The 21,438-nt window shown below is 68.5% G+C and carries 14 protein-coding genes and 1 pseudogene; 6 read left to right on the plus strand and 9 right to left on the minus strand.

Annotation, left to right across the window (positions count from 1 at the left end; all coding sequences use genetic code 11):
- Positions 1-197: 197 nt before the first annotated feature.
- The 4 genes from PSm6_RS22725 to PSm6_RS22740 form a co-directional block, all read right to left on the minus strand.
- Entirely contained in the window at positions 198-611 is a 414-nt protein-coding gene (locus PSm6_RS22725) for a PaaI family thioesterase (protein WP_021218096.1), read from the minus strand.
- A 25-nt stretch (positions 612-636) separates the two neighbouring features.
- Positions 637-1,500 (minus strand): PAM family subclass B3 metallo-beta-lactamase, encoded by an 864-nt coding sequence (gene blaPAM, locus PSm6_RS22730; protein WP_021218095.1) that lies wholly within the window; start codon positions 1,498-1,500, stop codon positions 637-639.
- A gap of 100 nt (positions 1,501-1,600) precedes the next feature.
- Entirely contained in the window at positions 1,601-2,086 is a 486-nt protein-coding gene (locus PSm6_RS22735) for a GNAT family N-acetyltransferase (RefSeq protein WP_265168330.1), read from the minus strand.
- Between the two features lie 67 nt (positions 2,087-2,153).
- Positions 2,154-3,413, minus strand: a complete 1,260-nt coding sequence (locus tag PSm6_RS22740; protein ID WP_265170558.1) for an HD-GYP domain-containing protein — start codon at positions 3,411-3,413, stop codon at positions 2,154-2,156.
- Between the two features lie 293 nt (positions 3,414-3,706).
- On the opposite strand from PSm6_RS22740, the gene PSm6_RS22745 reads away from it, so the two are divergent.
- The 5 genes from PSm6_RS22745 to PSm6_RS22765 all read left to right on the plus strand — a co-directional run bounded on the left by PSm6_RS22745 (position 3,707) and on the right by PSm6_RS22765 (position 13,653).
- Entirely contained in the window at positions 3,707-4,906 is a 1,200-nt protein-coding gene (locus PSm6_RS22745; protein WP_265168331.1) for a response regulator, read from the plus strand.
- A 397-nt stretch (positions 4,907-5,303) separates the two neighbouring features.
- Entirely contained in the window at positions 5,304-7,031 is a 1,728-nt protein-coding gene (locus PSm6_RS22750; protein WP_265168332.1) for a two-component system response regulator, read from the plus strand.
- Positions 7,028-11,926: a PAS domain S-box protein gene (locus tag PSm6_RS22755; protein ID WP_265168333.1), complete on the plus strand. Its 4,899-nt coding sequence runs from the start codon at positions 7,028-7,030 to the stop codon at positions 11,924-11,926. The genes PSm6_RS22750 and PSm6_RS22755 overlap by 4 nt, the downstream gene beginning before the upstream one ends.
- 80 nt (positions 11,927-12,006) lie before the next feature.
- On the plus strand, positions 12,007-12,585 hold the full coding sequence (locus PSm6_RS22760) for a COG3904 family protein (RefSeq protein WP_043246738.1): 579 nt from the start codon (positions 12,007-12,009) through the stop codon (positions 12,583-12,585).
- 93 nt (positions 12,586-12,678) lie between these two features.
- Entirely contained in the window at positions 12,679-13,653 is a 975-nt protein-coding gene (locus PSm6_RS22765) for a sensor domain-containing diguanylate cyclase (protein ID WP_265168334.1), read from the plus strand.
- A 379-nt stretch (positions 13,654-14,032) separates the two neighbouring features.
- Here PSm6_RS22765 and nirD read toward each other — a convergent pair whose 3' ends face one another.
- The 3 genes and pseudogenes from nirD to PSm6_RS22780 all read right to left on the minus strand — a co-directional run bounded on the left by nirD (position 14,033) and on the right by PSm6_RS22780 (position 17,673).
- Complete coding sequence (nirD, locus tag PSm6_RS22770; RefSeq protein WP_043246736.1) at positions 14,033-14,413, minus strand: nitrite reductase small subunit NirD; 381 nt, start codon at positions 14,411-14,413, stop codon at positions 14,033-14,035.
- A pseudogene (nirB, locus tag PSm6_RS22775) lies at positions 14,413-16,970 on the minus strand (nitrite reductase large subunit NirB). Before nirB ends, nirD begins: the two are co-directional and overlap by 1 nt.
- 415 nt (positions 16,971-17,385) lie before the next feature.
- Positions 17,386-17,673, minus strand: coding sequence for a hypothetical protein (locus tag PSm6_RS22780; protein WP_265168335.1), 288 nt, complete (start codon positions 17,671-17,673; stop codon positions 17,386-17,388).
- Positions 17,674-17,904: 231 nt separating this feature from the next.
- Here PSm6_RS22780 and PSm6_RS22785 point away from each other — a divergent pair, with 231 nt between their 5' ends.
- The gene (locus tag PSm6_RS22785; RefSeq protein ID WP_265168336.1) at positions 17,905-18,108 is read left to right on the plus strand and encodes a DUF6021 family protein; all 204 of its coding nucleotides are present in this window, start codon (positions 17,905-17,907) and stop codon (positions 18,106-18,108) included.
- A 110-nt stretch (positions 18,109-18,218) separates the two neighbouring features.
- Here the strand turns inward: PSm6_RS22785 and treS are convergent, their stop codons facing one another.
- Together treS and PSm6_RS22795 are read right to left on the minus strand one after the other, a co-directional pair.
- Entirely contained in the window at positions 18,219-20,288 is a 2,070-nt protein-coding gene (gene treS, locus PSm6_RS22790; protein WP_265168337.1) for a maltose alpha-D-glucosyltransferase, read from the minus strand.
- Positions 20,289-20,378: 90 nt separating this feature from the next.
- Positions 20,379-21,047, minus strand: a complete 669-nt coding sequence (locus tag PSm6_RS22795; RefSeq protein ID WP_021222889.1) for an HAD family hydrolase — start codon at positions 21,045-21,047, stop codon at positions 20,379-20,381.
- Positions 21,048-21,438: the final 391 nt, after the last annotated feature.

Raw genomic sequence — 21,438 nt, forward strand, 5'->3', positions numbered from 1 at the left:
GCGTCGGGTGGTCGTTGTTATGTCGCCCATACAAGCGCGGCCACGCGGCGACGGTCAATGCGACCAAGGTGCCGGTTCATCGGCGCGAATGAATTCTCCGGGCTGTAGGTTGGGCCGAGGTACGAGGCCCAACGCAGCGGAGGTCTGCCTTGCACCGTTGGGCCTCGCTGCGCTCGGCGCCAACCTACTGTTCGGGGCTAGCGCAGATGTTCCGGCGGGATGGCATAGGTGCCGACCACATGGGCCACCGGGTCGTCGAGGCCTTCGGAGTAGAGGGAGACCTCGCCCATGGCCAGGGTCTTGCCCAGCTTCATCAGCCGGCATTCGCCGATCACCCGGCGGCCGCCTTCCGGGCGGCGCAGGAAGTTGATGGTCAGGCTGGTGGTGACCGCCAGCGGCACGATGCCGATTTGCCCCAGCACGGCGACATAGAGCGCGACATCGGCCACGGCCATGAGGGTGGGGCCGGATACGGTGCCGCCGGGGCGCAGGTCGCTGTCGTCCACTTGCAGCGACACGGTGGCACTCATCGGGCCCACGGCCTCGATCACCACGCGCGTCTGCGGGAAGGCGTCGCCGATGAAGCGGGCGATCTCGTCTTTGCTGGCCATGTCCGGGCTCCCAGTGGGTTGGCTGTCAGCGCGACTTTGCCTGCTCGGCGAGCATCTGGTCGAGCTTCTGCTCGGCTTTGTCCGCATAGGCCTTGCAGCTCACCGGGGCCGGGTGCGGCTTTTCGGCGTTGGTGTAGTCCCAGCCGCTGCCTTCGGCGTGGGGTGTCAGCAGCAGGTCGCAGGGCAGGGCGCGGACGGCGGCGAAGCTGGCACGGAAGGCGTCGATCAGGTGGGGGTAGCGGGCGTTGTCGCGCAGTTGGTAGCCCGGCGCGCTGAGGCTGTCGGCGTAGGCGATGCGCAGGGGCTTGCCGTCCTGGGTGTCGGTCCAGGTCCAGCTCATGCTGCCCGGGGTGTGGCCCGGGGTGAAATGCACGGTGAAGGTGGTGTCGCCCAGGGTCACCGTCTCGCCGTCCTGCACCAGGCGCTCGGGCGTCAGCGGGGCGAAGAGCATGCCGCTGCCGAAGTGGATGTCGTCGGCGCCGCCGCGTTGCAGCAGCACGGCGGATTCGGCGTTGCTCACCAGCACGGCACCGGTGGCGCGCTTGATCGCCGCCAGTGGGCCGACGTGGTCGATGTGGGCATGGCTGTGGAGGATCAGGCGCAGGTCCTGGGGCTGCACGCCGAGCTTCTTCATATTGGCCAGCAGGTGGTCGGCCACCTGGGGCATGCCGCCGTCGATGAGCACCGCGCCGGCGTCGGTCTTCACCAGCAGGGCACTGATGCTGGCGGTGCCGATCTGCCAGACGTGGTCGCTGATGCGCAGCGGTTCCACCGGCACCAGCCAGGCTTGCAGCCCTTCATAGGCCTCCAGCTGCGGCAGGGGCTTGGGGGCGGCGAGCGCCAGGTTGGCGGCGAACAGGGGCAGCGCGAGGCTGGCGAGGAAACGCATTGGAACACTCCATTGATCACGGGGGCGGCATTCTGCCCGGCCATTGCGCCGGGCACCATGGAGCCGCTCTGACTCTTTTTCGCGGGCAGGGTTCACCGGCTTAGGCGGCACCGTCCAGGGCACCGGGTTGCAGGGCACGCCACATCAGGGTGTGCTCGGCGCCCCAGGCCTGGAAGCGCTCCAGCGGCACCCAGCCCCGGCGGGCGTAGTAGTCGGCGCGGTCCTGGGTGTGCAGGTAGAGGCGCCCATGGCCCTGGCTGCGGGCCTGTCCGCAGATGCCTTCGATCAGGCGTTCGGCGATACCCTGGCCACGCGCCTCGGGGGTGGTGAACACGCAGGCCAGCCAGGGGCCCAGGTCGTCGCGGCCGGGCAGGTCGTCCTCGGCCAGGGCCGCGCCGCCGAGCAGGTGCTCGCCGTCCAGCGCCACCAGGCACTGCCATTCGCCGCTGCGCTGGCCCTCGGCGAACTCGCGCTGCCAGGCGTCCAGCGGCTGGTCGGCGAACTCATAGGCGAATTGCTGGTGCAGCCAGCGGGCATAGGTGTCGCTGTGCTGCATGTGGTTGCGCAGCCAGTCCAGGCGGTACATGGGGTCGTCCTTGCAGGTTCGGGAGCGCACATGGAACAGCAGCGCCGCCGTCCGTACAAGCACCGTGTCAGCGTTGCCCCTCCCCGGCGCGGGTACGGCGCACGTCGGCGATGCCCGACCAGAGCTCGTCGAGGTTCTTGAACGGCCAGTCGGCGGAGGACTCCCGCGCGACGATCTTGTCGCGCCCGGCGAGCTTGGCCAGGTCGATCACCTCCACCGGGATGGCCGCCTTCATGCGCACGGAATAGAACACCTTGACCCGCGGCATGGTCAGGGATTTCGGATGCTGCTCCAGCACCACGCCCAGGCGCCCGCTGTCCAGGCGCACCAGCGAGCCGGTGGGGTAGATGCCGATGGATTTGACGAAGGCCTGGAACACCGCCTCGTCGAAGTGCGACTGGCTCCACTCGGCCATGCGGCGGATGGATTCGGCCGGGTCCCAGCCGCGCTTGTAGGGGCGGTCGGAGGTGATCGCGTCGTACACGTCGCACACCGCGCCCATCTTCGCCAAAAGGCTGATCTGGTCGCTCTGCAGGCGATGCGGGTAGCCCGTGCCGTCGACCTTCTCGTGGTGGTGCAGGCACACGTCCAGTACCAGGGCGCTGACCTGGCCGCTGTGCAGGAGTATCTGCGCACCTGCCTCCGGATGGCTGCGCACCTGCTCGAACTCGCTGTCGGTGAGCTTGCCCGGCTTGTTCAGTACATCCATGGGCACGGCCATCTTGCCGATGTCGTGCAGCAGCCCGGCCATGCCCGCCTCGCGCACCTGGGCCTCGGCCAGGCCGAGCTGGCGGGCGAGGGCGATCATCAGCGCACAGACCGCCACCGAGTGCATGTAGGTGTATTCGTCCGCGGACTTCAGGCGCGCCAGGCTGATCAGCGCGTTGGGACAGCGCAGCACCGAATCGGCGATCTCCTCCACCAGCCCCTGGGCGTTTTCGACGTCGATGGCCTTGCCCATGCGCGCATCGCCGAACATCGACACCACCGCCTCCTTCGAGCGTGCGCAAAGCTCGGCGGCACGCGCCACCTCGTCCTCCAGGCTGGTGGGGCGCAGGGGTGGCTTGCGCTCGGCGGCGGCCAGGCGCTCGTCGATCTCGGCCTCTACTTCCGCCACCGTGCGGCTGGGCAGGTGCTCGGCCACGTCCTTGCCCTTGCTGGTGTCGATCCACACCTCAGTGATCTCGCTGCTGCGGATGCGTTGCAGGTCCTTCTCGGTCTTGACCACGAACTTGGCGCGGAAGAAGGGGTGGTCCATCCAGGACCCGCAGAATTCCTGTACGTACATGCCAAGCTGCAGGTCGGCGGTAGCGATTCGCTTTAACACCATTCGACATCTCATTAAGGGGTTGTCCGGCCCGACGCCTGGCACGGCCTGGCCGCCACCCACCGGGTGCGGTCCGCAGGGTTGGATCGCGGCACGGAGGGCGCAGCTCAAGTTGCGCGTCGATACGCACTCACTATAGGCAACGCTGGCCGTTGCAGAGGCCTTTATGCATCGCCCAACCAACTGGTCGGGGATGAGGCCGGGCAGTGCCGGCGAGGCTGTTCTATTCTTTTGCCGGGGTTGGGGAGCCACGTCTTGGCATCGTCCCGATGGCGCAACGACGAGGGTTGCAGATGAGGGTTCAGATAGTTGACGACGATCCGTGGATTGCCAATCTGCTGGAACAATTGGTCCTGAGCATCCGCTCCGGCGCTGAAATCGAATGCTTCGCCTCGGTGCAGGCCGCCATCGACGCCTGGCAACCGAACCGCTACCAGTTGGTGATCGTCGACTGGAACTTGCCGGACGGCACCGGGCTGGACGTGATGCAGAAGATCCGCCGGCTGGACAAGGACGTGCCGCTGCTGGTGGTGACCGGCCGCGCCGACCGCGAAAGCGTGCTGGCGGCCCGGCCCTTGGGCATCAGCGCCTACATCACCAAGCCCTTCGATGTGCCCAAGGTACTTGCCTGCCTGGAAAGCCTGCTGCCCGCCGATGTAACGGCAGCGGAGCCGGAGGCGCGGCAGGTCAGCTTCGAAGAGCACCTGCGCAGCCTCACCCCGGAGCAGCTGGATGTACCGCTGCTCTCCGATGTGAAGGACAAGTTGCAGCAGGCCAGTCGCGGCGTGTCCATGGACTTCCAGGAGCTGGCCGCGGACTGGAATCGCGACCCGGCGCTCTGCGCCTACCTCATCGCTGCTGCCAACAGCGCCGTCTACGGCGGCGGCCAGGCGCCCTGCACCAGCCTGCCCGACGCGCTCAAGCGCCTGGGCGCACGCACCTGCATGAACCTCGCCACCGCCCTGGCCCTGCGCCAGGCCGGCAGCACCACCGACCCCTTCCTGAAGATATTCCTGCAGAACTACCTCGACGAGATCGACCAGCTCGCCGAGACGGTGGTGCGCACCGCGCGCCAGTGCGGCCTCGACCATGGCGCCCTGCAGGCGGCGGCCTTGCTCTACCGCCTGGGCGAGATGTGCGTGATCTTCCAGGCTCAGGAGTGGGCCCGGCAAAGCCGCCAGAGCATCGACGACAACACCCTGTTGAAGGCCTTCGCCGACTTCGCCGAACCCCTGGCCATCCGCCTCAAGGCGCACTGGGGCCTGCCCATGGCCCTGCGCGAGCTGATCGGCGCCTGCTATGCGTTGCCGCAGTTCCAGGTGCGGCAGGAACAGGCGGTCATGCGCCTCGCCGCTGCCCAATGCGGCAATGAGTCTGCGGCCGAGATCGAACGCCTCAAGCGCCTGGCGGGGTGGGGTAGGGGAAGACACGGGGCACGCCGTTGCCGCCCCTTGTGGGCGAATTCATTGGCGATGCTTTTAATCGTTCTGTAGCCCGGACTTCAGTCCGGGAATTTCGGCAGCCTCGCTCCTGGGCTGAAGCCCAGGCTACGCCTGTAGGGGCGACTTCAGTCGCCAAGCGGCGCGTAGCGCCGCCGCACTTGTGGGAGCGAATTCATTCGCGAAATGGAGGGAACGCAGCGCCGCCCACCCTCACAGCCCAGGCGGGCCGCCATTGGTGGATGAAAAAAGCGCCATCCACCCTACGCATCGGTCGGCGCCGTAGGGTGGGTGAGCCCCGCATGTTCCAGGGTTGCTCCGGCAACCCCCGTCACAACGGCTAGCCTGTTGGAGTCTTTCTCCATACGGCAAGGTGGAACCTGAGCGTCGGATAACTTCGTCTAGGCTGTCAGTTACTCAGCACCATAGTGTCAATCGGGGTAGCCAGGGAATGCACGACCTCTTCAGCCACGACCCAGTGATCCTCATCGTCGACGACCAGGCGACCCATATCCGCGTGCTCAGCGAAGCGGTGCGCGACCTGGCCGCCGTGCACATCGCCAACGGTGGGCCGGGCACCCTGGAGATCGCCCGTTCCTGCCGCCCGGACGTGGTGCTGCTGGATATCGAGATGCCGCAGATGAACGGCTTCGAGATCTGCCGTGCATTCAAGGCCGACCCCAAGCTGTGCGATGCCTCGATCATCTTCGTTACCTCCCACAGCGAGCCGGAAAACGAGCTGAAAGCCCTGGAATCCGGCGCCTTGGGCTTTATCCAGAAGCCGCTCAACCTGCCTGTGGTGCGCGCCCATGTGAAGGCCCACCTGAGCCTGCGCGAACAGGCCAAGCGGGTGGCCTACGTCGATGCGCTCACCGGCCTGCCCAACCGCTCGCTGCTCAAGGACCGTGCCGCCCAGGCGCTGCAGAAGGCGCGGCGCGGCGAAGGCAAGGTGGCGATGCTGATGCTCGACCTGGACAACTTCAAGTTCATCAACGACTCCATCGGCCACACCACCGGGGACCAGGTGCTGCGCGAGGTGGCGCTGCGCCTCTCGGGCACGGCACGCGCCGTCGACACCGTCAGCCGCCAGGGCGGCGACGAGTTCGTGGTGCTGCTGCCGGATATCCAGGGCTTCGAAGCGGTGAGCGACTTCGCCGAGCGCCTGCTGACGACCATCGCCCTGCCGCTGACCATCAACGGCGCCCGCTACGACCTCTCGGCCAGCATCGGCATCAGCGTCTACCCGGACGATTGCGACAACCTGGAATCCCTCTACCGCTACGCCGACTCGGCCATGTACCAGGCCAAGGTCGAGGGGCGGAATCGCTTCCGCTTCTTCTCCGAGAAGATCGAAGCCAGCACCCGCGCCCGCCACATGCTCGAGCGCCACATGCGCCGGGCCCTGGAGCAGCGGGTGTTCGAGGTGTTCTACCAGGCCAAGATCGACGCCGCCGACGGCCGCCCCATGGGTATCGAGGCGCTGATCCGCTGGCGCACCGCCGACGGCTCGCTGGTGTCGCCGGCCGACTTCATCCCCCTGGCCGAGGAAACCGGGCTGATCATCCCCATCGGCAAGTACGTGATGCTGCAGGCCTGCAACGACGCCAAGCGCCTGCTGGAAATGGGCTACCCGCTGTGCCTCAGCGTGAACATCTCCGCCGTGCAGTTCCGTGAGGAAAGCTTCCTCGGCATGGTCAAGGACATCCTCCAGGAATCGGGCCTGCCGCCCAGCCACCTGGAGCTGGAAATCACCGAAGGGGTGCTGGCCCACGACATCGACAAGACCCGCAAGACCCTGCTGGAACTCAAGGACGTGGGTGTGCGCATCGCCATCGACGACTTCGGCACCGGCTACTCCAGCCTCGCCTACCTCAAGCGCCTGCCCATCGACGTGCTGAAGATCGACCAGAGCTTCGTCCGCGAGATGCTCACCGACCGCAGCGACGCGGCGATCATCGAAGCGGTGATCCGCCTGGCCCAGGCCCTGGGGCTGGACCTGGTGGCCGAAGGCGTCGAGCACCGCGAGCAGGCGCGGCTGCTGCTCGGGCTGGGCTGCCGGATCATGCAGGGTTACCTGTTCGGCCGGCCGGTGCCCTTTCCCGAGGCCAGCCGCTTTCTCGCCGAGAACACCTCCCACCCGCAACGCTGGCTCGACACCGACGACGGAGCCGGCCAATGAGCCGGCGCCTGTCCGCACCGGTCTACAGCATGTTGGCCGTGGTCCTGGTCGGCGTACTGGCCACCGCGCTGGTGGCCAGCCAGTTGCAGCAGCACAACCAGCAGCGCATCCACGAGGCGCTGGGGCGGGCCACCGACGCCATGGCCGATGCCGTGGTGCGTCGCCTGGGTCTCTACCAATACGGCCTGCGCGGCGCCCGTGGCGCCCTGGTGACCGTTGGCGAGGCAGGCATCAGCCGCGAGCTGTTCAATCGCTACGCGCGCTCCCGCGACATCGCCGTCGAGTTTCCCGGGGCGCGGGGGTTCGGCCTGATCCGTAAGGTCGCCCAGGCCGATGAAGCCGACTTCCTTCGCCGCGCCCGCGCCGATGGCAAGCCGGATTTCACCATCCGCCAGATCAGCCAGCACGAGGGCGATCGCTTCGTCATCCAGTACCTGGAGCCGGTGACCAACAATTCGGCGGCCATCGGCCTGGACATCGCCTCGGAAAGCAATCGGCGCGAGGCCGCGCTGGCCTCCATGCGCAGCGGCGAGGTGCGCCTCACCGCGCCCATCACCCTGGTGCAGGCGGTCGGCAAGCCGCTGCAGTCCTTCCTCATGCTGATGCCCATCTACCAGGGCGTGACCGTCCCCGAGAGCGTCGAGGCGCGTGAACGGTTGCTCGTTGGCTGGAGCTACGCGCCGCTGCTCACCGAGGAGGTGCTAGACGGCCTGCAGGTGGATGTCCACTCCCTGCAGCTGCGCCTGCGTGACATCACCGCGCCGGGTTTCGCAGAGGCGTTCTACGAAAGTGCCGCCACCCCCGACGGCAGTGCCGAGGTGATGAGCCTGCGGGTCGAACGCAGCCTCTACGGGCGCCATTGGGAGGTGGAGTTGGCCGCTTACCCGGCCTTCACCGCCCAGCTCAACCTGCTCTCGCCCCGCCTGGCCTGGGGCGGCGGCCTGGCGCTGACCTGCCTGCTGGCCGCGCTGGTGGGGGCCAACGGCGTCAGCGGCTGGCGCAAGCAGCAGGTGTTCGAGCAGCGCTCGCGCCTGGCGGCCATCGTCGAAAGCTCGCCCGACGGCATCGTCGGCCAGGCCCTGGATGGCACGGTGACGGCCTGGAACCCGGGCGCCGAGGCGATTTTCGGCTATGGCGCCGAGGAAGCCATCGGCCGGTTGCTCAAGGAACTGATCGTTCCCGAGCAGCGCTTCGACGAGGAGCGCGACATCCTCCGCCGGGTTGGCCAGGGCGAGCGCATCGCCCTGTTCGACACCCAGCGCCGCCGCAAGGACGGCAGCCTGGTGAACGTCTCCCTGTCCATCGCGCCCATCCATGACCGCCTGCACCAAGTGGTGGGCATCTCCAAGACGGTGCGCGACATCTCCGCGCAGAAGTACGCCGAGGCGCGCATCCTCGAGCTCAATGCCGGGCTGGAAGAGCAGGTGGCGGCGCGCACCAAGGAGCTGCTGGCCACCAACGTGCTGCTCGACAGCGTGCTCAGCTCGGCGTCGGAGGTGTCCATCATCGCCACCGACACCGACGGCCTGATCCGCGTGTTCAACCGGGGCGCCGAGCGCCTGCTGGGCTACTCGGCGGCGGAGCTGGTGGGGCGCCAGTCGCCGGCGCTGTTCCACGACACCGCCGAAGTGGTGTCCCGCAGCGAAGAGCTGAGCGAGCGCTACCACCAGCCGATCCGCGGCTTCCGCGTCTTCGTCCATGTGCCCGAGCACGAGGGCGTCGAGGCCCGCGAGTGGACCTACGTGCGCAAGGACGGCACGCGCTTCCCCGTGACCCTGGTGATCACCGCCATCCGCGACGCCGGCGGCAAGGTCACCGGCTACCTGGGCATCGCCCTGGACATCACCGAGCGCAAGGCCGCCGAGCACCAGTTGGAGGAAAGCCTCGCCACCACCCGCGCCGTGCTCGACACGGCGGTCAACCCGGTCATCACCTTCGGCACCGACGGCTGCATCCACACCTTCAACCCCTCCGGCGGCGTGGTCTTCGACTGCGACCCCGAGACCATGCCCGGGCGTCGCCTGGAAGAGCTGGTGGACCCAGCCTCGCGCGGGGCCTTCGCCAAACTGCTGGCCAGCTACACCGACCAGGCCACCGCCGGCGGGCCCAGCGGCCAGGAACTCTGGGGCCTGCGCGGCGACGGCAGCAGCTTCCCCATGCAACTGACCCTGGCCGCCATGGGCAGCAATGGCGAGCGGCGGCTGGTGTGCGTCATCACCGACCTCACCCAGCAGCACCAGCAGCGCAAGAGCCTGCTGGCCGCCCGTGACCAGTTGCTGCTGGCCGCCGAGGTGGCCGAGCTGGGCATCTGGTCGTGGAACCTGGCGGACGACTCGTTGCAGTGGAACGAGCGCATGTACGAGATCTACGGCATGCCGCCCGAGCAGAACGAGCAGGGCCTGCTGCTCCAGCACTGGCAAGCGCGTGTTCACCCGGAAGACATCGACCGGGTGGCCAAGCAACTGCTCGCCGCCATCGACGGCAGCGCGCGCTACGAGCCGATCTTCCGCATCGTCCGCCCCAACGGCCAGGTGCTGTTCATCCAGGCGGCGGCGCAGATCGAGCGCGATGCCCAGGGTGCGCCGACCAAGGTCACCGGCATCAATCGTGACATCACCGCCCAGCGCGAACTGGAAGCACGTCTGCTGGAGGCCCGCGACAAGGCCGATGCCGCCAGCGCCGCGAAGAGCTTCTTCCTGGCCAACATGAGCCACGAGATCCGCACGCCAATGAACGCCGTGCTGGGCATGCTGCAGCTGGTCCAGGGCACCGACCTCAACGGCCGCCAGCTGGACTACGTGGTCAAGGCGCAGACCGCCGCGCGCTCGCTGCTGGGGCTGCTCAACGACATCCTCGACTACTCCAAGATCGAAGCCGGCAAGTTGCAGCTCGACCCCCACGAGTTCGAACTGGAAGCGCTGATGCGCGACCTCGCCGTGGTGCTCGCCGGCAACCAGGGCGACAAGGACGTGGAAGTGATGTTCGACCTCGACGCACGCCTGCCACGGCGCCTGGTGGGCGACAGCTTCCGCCTGCAGCAGGTGCTCATCAACCTCGCCGGCAACGCCCTCAAGTTCACCAGCGTCGGCCAGGTGGTGGTGGGCTTCCGCCTGCTGGGCCTGTTCGAGGGTTCGACCCTGCTGCGGGTCTCGGTCAGCGACACCGGCATCGGCATCAGCCCCGAGCAGCTGGAGCGCATCTTCGACGGCTTCACCCAGGCCGAAGCCTCCACCTCGCGGCGCTTCGGCGGCACCGGGCTGGGGCTGGTGATCTGCAAACGCCTGATCGAGCTGATGGGCGGCCACCTGCAAGTGGAAAGCCAGCCGGGCAAGGGCAGCCGCTTCTGGTTCGACGTGTCCATGGAGCTGGCCGAGCCCGGCGCGTTGCGCGCCGCCTGCCCCGGCGTGGACGCACCGTTGCGCCTGCTGGTGGTGGACGACAACCCGGCGGCCGGTGAAGTGCTGCTGCGCACCTTGCTGTCCCTTGGCTGGCAGGCCGAGTACGCCTCCACGGGCGAAGCTGCCGTCGGCCATGTGCGCGAAGCGGCGGGGCGCCTGGAGCCCTTCGACCTGGTGCTGATGGACTGGCGCATGCCCGGCCTCGACGGCCTCGCCACCAGCCAGGCGATCCAGGCCCTGGCCGGCGAGCTGGAGGTGCCGCGCATCCTCATGATCACCGCCCACGGCAGCGAGGTCCTGGCCGATCGGCAGCAACAGGGCGGTGCGCCATTCGCCGGCTTCCTCACCAAGCCGGTCACCCCCATGCAGCTGGCCAGTGCCGTGCAGCGCGCCCTCGGCCAACTGGAAGCGCCGCGACCGGTGGCGCTGGAGGGGCCGAAGAAACGCCTGCAGGGGCTGCGCCTGCTGGTGGTGGAAGACAACCCGCTCAACCGCCAGGTGGCCTCCGAGCTGCTGGCGGGCGAGGGTGCCCGCGTGTGCCTGGCCGAAGGCGGCCTGGAAGGCGTGCAGGCCGTACTTGATGACGCCCAGGGTTTCGACGCGGTGCTGATGGACATCCAGATGCCCGATATCGACGGCCTGGAAGCCACCCGGCGCATCCGTGCCGACGGGCGCCACCCGACCCTGCCGATCATCGCCATGACCGCCAACGCCGCCGCCCAGGACCGCCAGAACTGCCTCGACGCCGGCATGGACGACCACGTCGGCAAACCCATCGACATCCACCAGCTGGTGGCCACCTTGCTGCGCTGGACCGAGCCCGGCGCGGTAGCACGGCCTGAGCCGGCACCTGTCGAGCGCACGGGCGATGCCGCGGTGGTGGAGTCCCGGGATTCGATCCTGGCGCGCTTCGGCGGCAACCTGAAGCTGTTGCTCTCGGTGCTCGCCAGCTTCGACACCGAGATGCAGAAGCAACTGGTGCGCCTGCGCGAATCCGTCGCCGCCGGTGACCTGCGCAGCGTGGTCGGCGCCTTGCACGGCCTCAAGGGCAGCTCCGGCACCATGGGCGCCAGCGCACTGTGCGCGCGCACCGGGGAGCTGGAGCAGCAGGGCATACATGTCGCCCCGGAAGGCGCCGCCGCGTTCCTCCACGAGCCGCCCTGGCTCGACGAACTGCAGGGCCTGCTCGACCGCAGCAGCGCCGCGCTGCTCGTGCACTTCCCGGAAATCGGTGCCGCGCCCGCGCCGCGCGGGGTGCCCGCCGAGCAGGCCGGCGCCCTGGCCATGGCGGACTGGCAGACCATTCTGGACAAGGTGCTGGAGCTGCTGGAAACCGGCAGCCTGGCAGCCCTGGACCACACCGAGCCGCTGTTGCACAAGGCGCCGCCGCCCCTGCGCGATGCCTGCCTCAACTTCGTCCGCCTAGTGGAGGAGCTGGACTTCGACGGCGCCCGCGAATGCGGCTGGCGTCTGCAGCAGGGCGGCGGCCAGGGCTGAGTGGCGGGGGAGCTGTCCTGCGCTCTTCGCAGCAGGTATCGTGCGCACCTTCCCCAGGTGTTCGTCAGGGTTTTCGCTCCATGATCAGCTCGTCGTTTCGGCTCGCCGTCCTCGGCATTGCCACCCTCTGCTCGGCCGCCGCCTTCGCCCGGGTCGAGGTGGAGGCCGTGCAGCACAAGAGCGGCCCCATGCTGGTGGCCAAGGTTTCCGAAGACATCGCCCCCGGCGACTACGACGCACTGATGAAGGGGGTGCTCGGCCACCCCGGCAAGTTCGCGCGCAAGATCGTCATCCTCGACAGCATCGGCGGCAGCGTGCCGGAGGCCATCCGCATGGGCCGCCTGCTGCGCGAAACCGGCTTCGACGCGCTGGTGCCGTCCACCGGCCTGTGCCAGGGCACCTGCGTCTACCTGCTGGCCGCCGGGCGCGGCAAGATGGTGCGCGGCTCGGTGGGCCTGCACCGCCCGTACTACGCCCACGGCGACTCCTCCCGCGACCAGGCGCTGTACAAGGGCGTGCGCTACAACTCCGCCGCCTACTTCAAGGAAATGAACATCCCGCCCAGCCTGCTGGAAGACATGCAACGCATCGACCCCCGGCAGATGCGCGTGCTCTCGGCGTCCGACCTGGCGCGCTACCGCCTCGCCGCCGGCAAATAGGCCGATCAAAACCGACCAAACGCCCTGTTGGCGGGCTTTGCACGCCTGTATAAGAGGCGATAGGCCATCACGCAGTCGCCGAGATCAACCGTCATGAGAGAAGAAGTCGAAACCACCAACGCGGTCTACAAGACGTTGCTGGAATCCACCAAGGCGATCCCCTGGAAAATCGATTGGAAGACCATGACCTTCGCCTACATCGGCCCGCAGATCGAAACCCTGCTGGGCTGGAGCCCGGCGAGCTGGGTCGGGGTCAACGACTGGGCCGAGCGCATGCACCCCGAGGACCGCGACGCGGTGGTCGCCTTCTGCGTCTCCCAATCCCAGGCCGGTACCGACCATGAAGCCGACTACCGCGCCCTGACCGCCGCCGGCGACTACGTGTGGATACGCGACGTGGTGCACGTGATGCGCGACGAGGCGGGCGAGGTGGAAGCGCTGATCGGCTTCATGTTCGACATCAGCGAGCGCAAGCACGCCGAGCAGAAGCTGGTGGAGTTGCAGAAGCAACTGGAGGAGTACTCCTACAAGGACGGCCTCACCGGCGTCGCCAACCGGCGCATGGTCGACTCGACCCTCGACGTGGAATGGGCCAACGCCCAGCGCACCCAGCAGCCGCTCTCGCTGATCCTCCTCGATATCGACTACTTCAAGCAGTACAACGACCACTACGGCCATATCCAGGGCGACGACTGCCTGAAGAGCGTCGGCCAGGCGCTCACCGCCGCCGCCAACCGCCCACGGGACCTGGTGGGGCGCTTCGGTGGTGAGGAATTCGTGCTCATCCTCCCGGAAACCGACGCCGACGCCGCCCGCCAGGTGGCCGAACGCTGCCGCCGCCTGCTGCGCGAGCGCTGCATCCCCCACGAGAAGTCCGGCGTCGCCTCGCTGCTCACCATCAGCCTTGGCGTCGGCACCATCATCCCCACCCACCACGACCGCGCCCTGACCTTCGTCGAAGCCGTCGACCGCCTGCTCTACCGCGCCAAGCAGGGCGGCCGCAACCGCTTCGAAGCCGGCCAATGGCTGGACGCCGACGCCCGGCAGGAGCAGGGCGGAACAGCCTGAACGGCTGCGCTCCCGCCCGTAGGTTGGCGCCGAGCGCAGCGAGGCCCAACGCATCGGCGCTCGCCTATTTCGCGAATGAATTCGCTCCCACGTCGAGGCAAGGAGTGGCCCCGTAGGGCGGGTGCAACCCGCGTGTGGCGCGGTGCCGTGATTGCCGGGTTTTACCCGACCTACGTGCTCCGTTCCACTCCCGGGCTGAAGCCCGGGCTACATCTGGGCGAATGCGCCCCCGCCCGTAGGTTGGCGCCGAGCGCAGCGAGGCCCAACGCAGCGGCCTTCACCTTTTTCGCGAATGAATTCGCTCCCACGAAGGTGGATGGCAACGCGCCGTGGTTGCCGGGTTTCACCCGACCTACGCCCTGGGCGAATGAATTCGCCCCTACAACGTGTCTATCGCCACTTCCACCGCGTCGCCGTTGACCCGTACCGGCCAGGTGCGCAGGCGTTGTTCGGGGTATTCCAGGCAGCTGCCGTCTTCCAGGCGGAAGTGCTGCTTGTACAGCGGCGAGGCGATCACCAGGTCGCCCTTGAGCTGGCCGACGATGCCGCGGCCGATGACGTTGGCGCCGGATTTCGGGTCGCGGTTGTCGAGGGCGAAGACGCGCTCGCCGTCCGCCTGGGGCAGGTGGAAGAGGGCGACCTGCTCGCCATCGAGCCAGGCGACCACGCCGGAGTTGGCCACCAGGTCGTGGCGGCTGCACAGCGGGCGCCACTGGGTGGCGGTGGAGGTGTCGAGTTGCAGGGCGTTGGATGGGCTCATCAGAGTGCCTCCTCGGTGAAGGGGATCAGGTGGAGTTCGCGTGCGCTGATCGGCCGGCGCTGGCCGCGTTCCTGCACGAAGTGGATGTCCGGGTCGCCGCGCCGGTCGTTGACGAAGGTGCGGAAGCGCTTGAGCTTCTCCGGGTCCTTCAGGGCGTTGGCCCATTCGCATTCGTAGCGGTCCACCACCAGCTGCATCTGCGCTTCCAGCTCGGCGCCCAGGCCCAGGCTGTCGTCGAGGATCACCGCCTTGAGGTAGTCCAGCCCGCCTTCCAGGCTCTCGCGCCACACCGAGGTGCGCTGCAGCTTGTCGGCGGTGCGCACGTAGAACATCAGCACGCGGTCGATGGCGCGCACCAGGCCCTCGTCATCGAGGTCGGTAGCGAACAGCTCGGCGTGGCGCGGGCGCATGCCGCCGTTGCCGCAGATGTAGAGGTTCCAGCCCTTCTCGGTGGCGATCACGCCGATGTCCTTGCTCTGTGCCTCGGCGCATTCGCGGGTGCAGCCGGAGACGGCGAACTTGATCTTGTGCGGCGAGCGCAGGCCCTTGTAGCGGTTCTCCAGGTGCAGGGCCATGGCTACGCTGTCCTGCACGCCGTAGCGGCACCAGGTGCTGCCGACGCAGGACTTCACCGTGCGCAGGGACTTGCCGTAGGCGTGGCCGGTCTCGAAGCCGGCGGCGATCAGCTCGCCCCAGATAGCCGGCAGCTCGTGCAGCTGGGCGCCGAACAGGTCGATGCGCTGGCCGCCGGTGATCTTGGTGTAGAGGTCGTACTTCTTCGCCACCTGGCCGAGGACGATGAGCTTGTCCGGGGTGATCTCGCCCCCGGCGATGCGCGGCACGATGGAGTAGGTGCCGTTCTTCTGCATGTTCGCCATGAAGGTGTCGTTGGTGTCCTGCAGCGGCACCAGCGCCGGGTCGGTGATGGACTGGTTCCAGCAGGACGCGAGGATCGAGCCCACCGCCGGCTTGCAGGTGTCGCAGCCGGTGTGGCCACGGCCGTGGCGGGCCAGCAGCTCCTCGAAGGTTTGGATGCCCTCCACCCGCACCAGTGCGTAGAGCTCCTGGCGGGTGTGGGCGAAGTGTTCGCACAGGCTCTTGTCCACGGCCACGCCCCGGGCGCTCAGCTCGTGCTCGAACACCTGCTTGAGCAGGGCGCTGCAACCGCCGCAGCCAGTGGCCGCCTTGGTCTGCGCCTTGAGTTCGCCGAGGTCGGTGCAGCCGGCGTCCACCGCGCAGCACACCGCGCCCTTGCTGACGTTGTGGCACGAGCAGATGGTCGCGCTGGCGGGCAGGGCGTCGGCGCCCAGGGTCGGCGCGGCGTCGCCGAGGGGCAGGATCAGGCCCGAGGGCTCCGCCGGCAGCTTGATGCCGTTCTGGGCGTATTGCAGCAGGGTGTCGTAGTAGCTGTTGTCCCCCACCAGCACCGCGCCCAGCACGTGCTGGCCATCGGCGGAGACCACCAGGCGCCGGTAGCTGGCGCTGGCTTCGTCGATGAAGCGGTAGCTGCGTGCGCCGGGGTGGCGGCGTGGGCATCGCCGATGGAGCCCACGTCCACCCCCAGCAGCTTGAGCTTGGTGGACATGTCGGCGCCGGTGAAGGGCTCGTGGGGCTGGCCGGCCAGCAGCGCGGCGAGATTGCGCGCCATGCTGTAGCCGGGGGCGACCAGGCCGAAGACGCTGCCGTTCCAGGAGGCGCACTCGCCGATGGCGAAGATCGCCGGGTCGCTGGTGCGGCAGTCGTTGTCGATCACCACGCCGCCGCGCGGCGCCACCTCCAGGCCGGCGGCGCGGCCGAGGGCGTCCTGGGGGCGGATGCCGGCAGAGAAGACGATCAGGTCGGTTTCGAGGAATTCGCCGTCATTGAACTGCATGCGGTAGGCGTATTCCTCGCCGACGACGATCTCCTGGGTGGCGCGCGACAGGTGCACGCCCACGCCCAGGGCTTCGATGCGGGCGCGCAGGGCGGCGCCGCCGTCGGCATCCAGCTGCACGGGCATCAGCCGGGGGGCGAACTCCACCACGTGGGCCTCCAGGCCCAGGGACTTCAGCGCGTTGGCGGCCTCCAGGCCCAGCAGGCCACCGCCCACCACCACGCCCCGGCGGGCGCTGGCGGCGGCCTCGCGGATGCCGTCCAGGTCGTCCAGGGTGCGGTAGACCAGGCGCGAGCGGCCCTCGGCCCCGGGGATCGGCGGCACGAAGGGGTAGGAGCCGGTGGCCAGCACCAGGCGGTCGTAGGGCTGGCGGCCCGTCGCGGTGACCACCTCGCGGCGCTCGCGGTCGATCTCCAGCACCGCCTCGCCCAGGTGCAGGTGCACGCCGTGGCGGGCATAGAGGCCGGCGTCGCCCAGGGCCAGGGCTTCGGCATCCTTGCCGGCGAAGTATTCGGAGAGGTGCACGCGGTCGTAGGCGCGCTGGCGCTCCTCGCCGTAGACGTGCACCTGGTAGCGCGCCAGGGCACCGCGTTCGATCAACTGCTCCACGCAGTGGTGACCGACCATGCCGTTGCCGATGACGACCAGGATCTCGCTTTTGATCGGGGTGACGATGGCGTTCATGTGCCTTCCTCTGTCGAAGCCGCTGCCGGGGCGTGCGGAAAAAAACGCAAAAAAAACGCCTGGAACCGTCTAGCGGCTCCAGGCGCCTTTGCCTGGTGTTCGTGTGGTGTGCGGAAGGGCCGCGCGGGCGTCGTTGCCCTGGCCCTCCGTCCCGGTGGGTGGGTCATCGGCGACCGCCCGGGAGGCTCCTGTAGGGGGATCCCCCTCAGTGCCGAGGTAGCAAAAGCAGGTTGCATGCCAGGTGCCGGGGCGGCGAGTGCGCGAGGGGGATGCAGCCCTTGCGGGGCAAGGAATGCAGCGTTGCGAGGGGCGCCGGCGGTGGCGTGGATTCAGCCCGCTGCAGTGGCGCCTGGCTGAACCATAACGGGGCGGGTCGGCGCGCTCGTCCCTTTTTTGGAGCAGCGCGCCGGGGTGGTCACTTCAGCAGTTCGGGGTCGAGCATGTCGCATTCGAAGCTCAGCCAGCCGCCTTCGGCATTGGCGTCGCCACCGGTGATCGGGCCGTAGTAGGACAGGCCGTTGTTCAGGGTGATGCACACATGGGTGGGCTCGTCCGGGGCGGCCAGCTGGCCGTTGAAGTGCACCTTCATCACGCCGGCGGTGACGGTCTCCAGGCCGACATCCACGGCGGCGTTGTCCACCGCCTCGTTCTCGCGGCCGTGGTGTTCGGCGCTGACGGTCAGGGTGACGGTGTCCTGGTACATGGGGGATCTCCAACAGGGGAAGGGCGCGAGGCCGGAATGCCGCTAGGGTATGCCAGCGCCGGGTGCGCGGCCATGGATGGCGGCGAAAAAAACGCGCCCCGCACGTCAGCCAGGTCGAACCCGGCCCGGCATCGCCCCTCGAACCCTCTACAGCCCAAGAGGAGAGACGTCATGACCCAACAGGCGAAAACCGAACCGCGAAACTGGCCCCGGCATGACTCGCAGGGAAACATGCGCGGCCTGCCCGGCTACCCGAAAGCCACCGACAAGGCCCAGGGGCAACCCTCGGCCGGCGACGAGCTGGGCTTCGACCCGGACTCCCCGGACCTGGCCGACCCGCAGATCGACCCGCCCACGCCGCCGCGCATCCCCACCGACAGCGCCCGGCCCGCCAAGCCCCGCGCGCCCGGCAAGCAATATCCGCCCTACGATTGAGCCGCGTATGCCCGTAGCCCGGGCTTCAGCCCGGGAGCGGCGGTGGATGAGGGCTTCGCGAGCAGAGCTCGCTCCTACGTCAGAGCCTCGGGCGGGCGCGGTGCCCTGCCTTACATGCCCAATGGCCCATGAGTCACCACGCGCAGGGCCAGCCCTTCGTAGCCATCCAGCTCCAGGCGCAGCTCGCCCTGTTCGGTGAGGTCGCCTTCCAGGCGCTCGTTGATCATGTCCACCACCGGGCCCGGTGGGACGTTGGGCAGGACGATGACCTCGCTCAGCGGCTCGGCGCCGAAGTTCAGCGCGGTGACCTGGATGCCGCGACCGGCCGGCAGCTCGTGGACCATCACCAGCAACGCCGGGTGCTGCGTCTCGGGGATGAGGATCTGCCGGCTCGACGCCACCCCGTAGGCGCGGCGCACCGCCAGCATGCGCCGGGCCTGGGCGGCGAAGGAGTCCGGGTCCTGCAGCTGCTCCACCAGGCTGCCGTAGAGGCTGCGGGCCTTGGGCAGGCCTTCGCTGGAGCGTTCGGCGCTGGGGTCGAGGTCGGCCAGGTCGTAGGCGCCGCGGTGGATCCAGCGGGTGTCGCCGTCGGCCAGCAATGCCTCCACCTGCTCGGGCGCCAGGGGCAGGGCGCCCACCAGGTCCCAGCCGGAGAGGGCTACGATGCCCGGCTGCATGGCGTTGAACATCAGCAGCAACAGGTGCACCTGGCGGATGCGCGCGATGTCCGCCGGGCCGATGGCGTCGAGGTCGGTGATACCCAGGGCGGCGGTGATGATGCTCACCGTGGTGCAGGCCACGCCGTTGGTGACGAACTTCAGGTTGTAGGGCGCATCCTTGCCGGCCAGGCGCTCGTACATCTCGCTGCGGATGTGCTCGCGGAGGATGGACCCCGGCAGGCTCTGGCCCTTGAACACATAGGTGTCGTTGGCGTGCAGGGTCCAGAAGTGCACCAGCTCCAGGGTCAGCTCGTCGTGGTTCTGCAGGGCGTGGATCAGCGAGGCCGGGTCGATGCCGAAGGCGTGCATCTGGTTGAGCATCAAGCGCAGGAACTCGGTGTCGCCGGTGAGCAGCGCGTGCTGGTAGGCGGGCCGGGTGATGAAATCGTAGGAGAGGTCGGCGCCGCCCTGGGACATGGCGGCGATGTCGTCCAGGGTCAGGTTCAGCTCCTGGAAGCTGAAGCCGCCGGCCTTGCGGATCATGCCGCCGAGCAACTGGTTGCCGGTGACCGACAGCGGGTGGCTCTCCGACCAGGCGTTGCCCTGGGCGCGCCGCTCGACGCCGAGGAAGCCGTTGGCATCCAGGCGCAGCACACGGGCGCCGAGCACGTCGATGGAGTGCAGGGCATCGCCGATGATCAGCTGCTGCGCGGCGAAGGTCGGGTCCAGCCAGTTCAGCGACGGCTGACCCTCCTTGAAGTAGTGCAGGTACACCCAGCGCCGCCGCTTGCCGTCCACGCCCTGCACCGGCAGCGTGGCGCTCCAGTCGGTCTCCTTGACCCCGGGCTCGAAGAAGATCACCCGCTGCAACTGGCCCACCAGGTAGTTGCGGTCGCGCAGGGCGTCCACCGTCTCCGGCGACAGGTTCACCGCGTCGCGCCCCTCGGGCACCTCCGGTAGCAACGGCCAGTCGGCTTCCTGGATCTCCACCATGTGGTAGATGCCGGGGTAGTCGCCGTAGGCCATCTCCGCCAGGCGGAAGTCGGCGCCCTTGCCGGTGTGGGCGGGGATGGTGTCGTCGATGGTCACCGCGTTGTGGGCGGCGGCCACGCGGCTGAGATGCACCTGCTGTTCGTCGGTGCCGAAGCTGGGGTCGATATCCAGGCCGATGCGGTCGAAGTTGCCGTCCACGGTGGGGGTGTAGTCACGCCCGCGCAGCCCGCCGGAGCGCTTCAGCGGCCCGGTGTGGATGCCCTGGATGCCCAGGTCGGAGAAGGCCGCCCAAAGGCGTTCGTCCCCCAGGGCCTGGAGCACCGAGCCGCCCTCGGCGGTGATGATCGAGGCGGGGTAGACGGTCACCCAGACCGAGGCCACGGCGGTGACGCTGCGCGGGCGCGTCTGCGCATAGGGGTGCTGCCACAGGCGCGGCTGGCCGGCGTAGAGGCGCGCGCGCTGGCGCGCGGTTTCGAGCATGGAATGTTCGACCAGCCAGGTGACCTGGTCGCTGTCGTGGGTAGGCATCGCTCGCTCCCGGGTGGGTGGCCACCGGGAACCGGCCGGCGGCACTTCCCTTGTTGAGAGCGGCGTAGCGCGGGCTTTGTTCAGGTGATCTCAGACCACGCCCTGGCGCCTGAGCAATTCCAGCACCTGCACCAGGCTCGGCAGTACGTCCAGGCACAGGGCGCGGGTCGCCTCGGGCGGCTGGCGCAGGTCCGGCACCATCAGCGTCGGCACGCCGGCGGCGTGGGCAGCGGCGACGCCGGGGATGGAGTCCTCGATGGCCAGGCAATGGCCGGGGCGGCGCTCGATATGCCGGGCGGCGAGCAGGTACAGGGCCGGGTCGGGCTTGCCCAGGGGCACGTCGTCACGGGTGGCGACGGCATCGAAGTAGTGGGCGATGCCACCCAGCTCCAGGTGCTCCTCGGCGGTCTCGCGGCCGGAGGAGGTGGCGATGGCCATGGGCCGGCCGCTGGCGCGCATGGCCTCCAGCAGCGGCACCACGCCAGCCTTGAGCGGCAGGCCGTTCTCCATGATCTTCGCCTTGTGGGCGAAGTAGGCGGCGCCGAAGTCCTTGAGCGGGAAGTCATCGCCGTAGTGGTCGAACAGGCGCTGGCGGTAGGCCGGCCAGTCGATGCCCACCAGCGCCTCGCACAGCTCGGCGGCACCCACCAGGCCCAGGGCCTCGATGGCGGCCACGGTGCTCGCCAGGTTGATGCTCTCGGTATCCACCAGGGTGCCGTCCAGATCCAGCAGGAAACCTTCGATGCGTGCCGCGTCCATTGCCTCTCCCCCGATGACTGCTGCAGGACGGGCGACAGAATCGCATTCGCGGGCGGGCTGCGCCAAGGGGGACGGGCAGGGGCGGCGCTGATCTTGACCCCCGGACCGATGCCCGGCGTCGGCCTGCTTTTCGCGAATGAATTCGCTCCTACGATCGGGGGCTGGGGCCGGGCTTGGGTGCCACGCCTGGCCTCGCTTGGTGGACCGGTGGAGCGTGGTCCACCCTTGTATCTCGACTAACTACCCCTTCAGGGGTAATAGTTCCCGACTGATCATCGGGGGAGGGGCTGGAAGTCGTGTCCACCCTTAGGCCCTGAGCCTGCGACGTAGATAGTGCTCCGCCCCTCCACACTCACTCGAACAGCCCGAACGGTATCTTGAGCCCAGAGCT

Source organism: Pseudomonas solani (genome assembly GCF_026072635.1).
In the GTDB taxonomy this organism is placed as follows: domain Bacteria; phylum Pseudomonadota; class Gammaproteobacteria; order Pseudomonadales; family Pseudomonadaceae; genus Metapseudomonas; species Metapseudomonas solani.

Excerpts from the sequence above, each read along its gene's own strand:
- PSm6_RS22725 (WP_021218096.1), bottom strand. The coding sequence starts at position 611 with ATGGCCAGCAAAGACGAGATCGCCCGCTTCATCGGCGACGCCTTCCCG.
- blaPAM (WP_021218095.1), bottom strand. The coding sequence starts at position 1,500 with ATGCGTTTCCTCGCCAGCCTCGCGCTGCCCCTGTTCGCCGCCAACCTG.
- PSm6_RS22760 (WP_043246738.1), top strand. The coding sequence starts at position 12,007 with ATGATCAGCTCGTCGTTTCGGCTCGCCGTCCTCGGCATTGCCACCCTC.
- PSm6_RS22735 (WP_265168330.1), bottom strand. The coding sequence starts at position 2,086 with ATGTACCGCCTGGACTGGCTGCGCAACCACATGCAGCACAGCGACACC.
- nirD (WP_043246736.1), bottom strand. The coding sequence starts at position 14,413 with ATGAGCCCATCCAACGCCCTGCAACTCGACACCTCCACCGCCACCCAG.
- PSm6_RS22765 (WP_265168334.1), top strand. The coding sequence starts at position 12,679 with ATGAGAGAAGAAGTCGAAACCACCAACGCGGTCTACAAGACGTTGCTG.
- treS (WP_265168337.1), bottom strand. The coding sequence starts at position 20,288 with ATGCCTACCCACGACAGCGACCAGGTCACCTGGCTGGTCGAACATTCC.
- PSm6_RS22750 (WP_265168332.1), top strand. The coding sequence starts at position 5,304 with ATGCACGACCTCTTCAGCCACGACCCAGTGATCCTCATCGTCGACGAC.
- PSm6_RS22755 (WP_265168333.1), top strand. The coding sequence starts at position 7,028 with ATGAGCCGGCGCCTGTCCGCACCGGTCTACAGCATGTTGGCCGTGGTC.
- PSm6_RS22780 (WP_265168335.1), bottom strand. The coding sequence starts at position 17,673 with ATGTACCAGGACACCGTCACCCTGACCGTCAGCGCCGAACACCACGGC.
- PSm6_RS22785 (WP_265168336.1), top strand. The coding sequence starts at position 17,905 with ATGCGCGGCCTGCCCGGCTACCCGAAAGCCACCGACAAGGCCCAGGGG.
- PSm6_RS22745 (WP_265168331.1), top strand. The coding sequence starts at position 3,707 with ATGAGGGTTCAGATAGTTGACGACGATCCGTGGATTGCCAATCTGCTG.
- PSm6_RS22795 (WP_021222889.1), bottom strand. The coding sequence starts at position 21,047 with ATGGACGCGGCACGCATCGAAGGTTTCCTGCTGGATCTGGACGGCACC.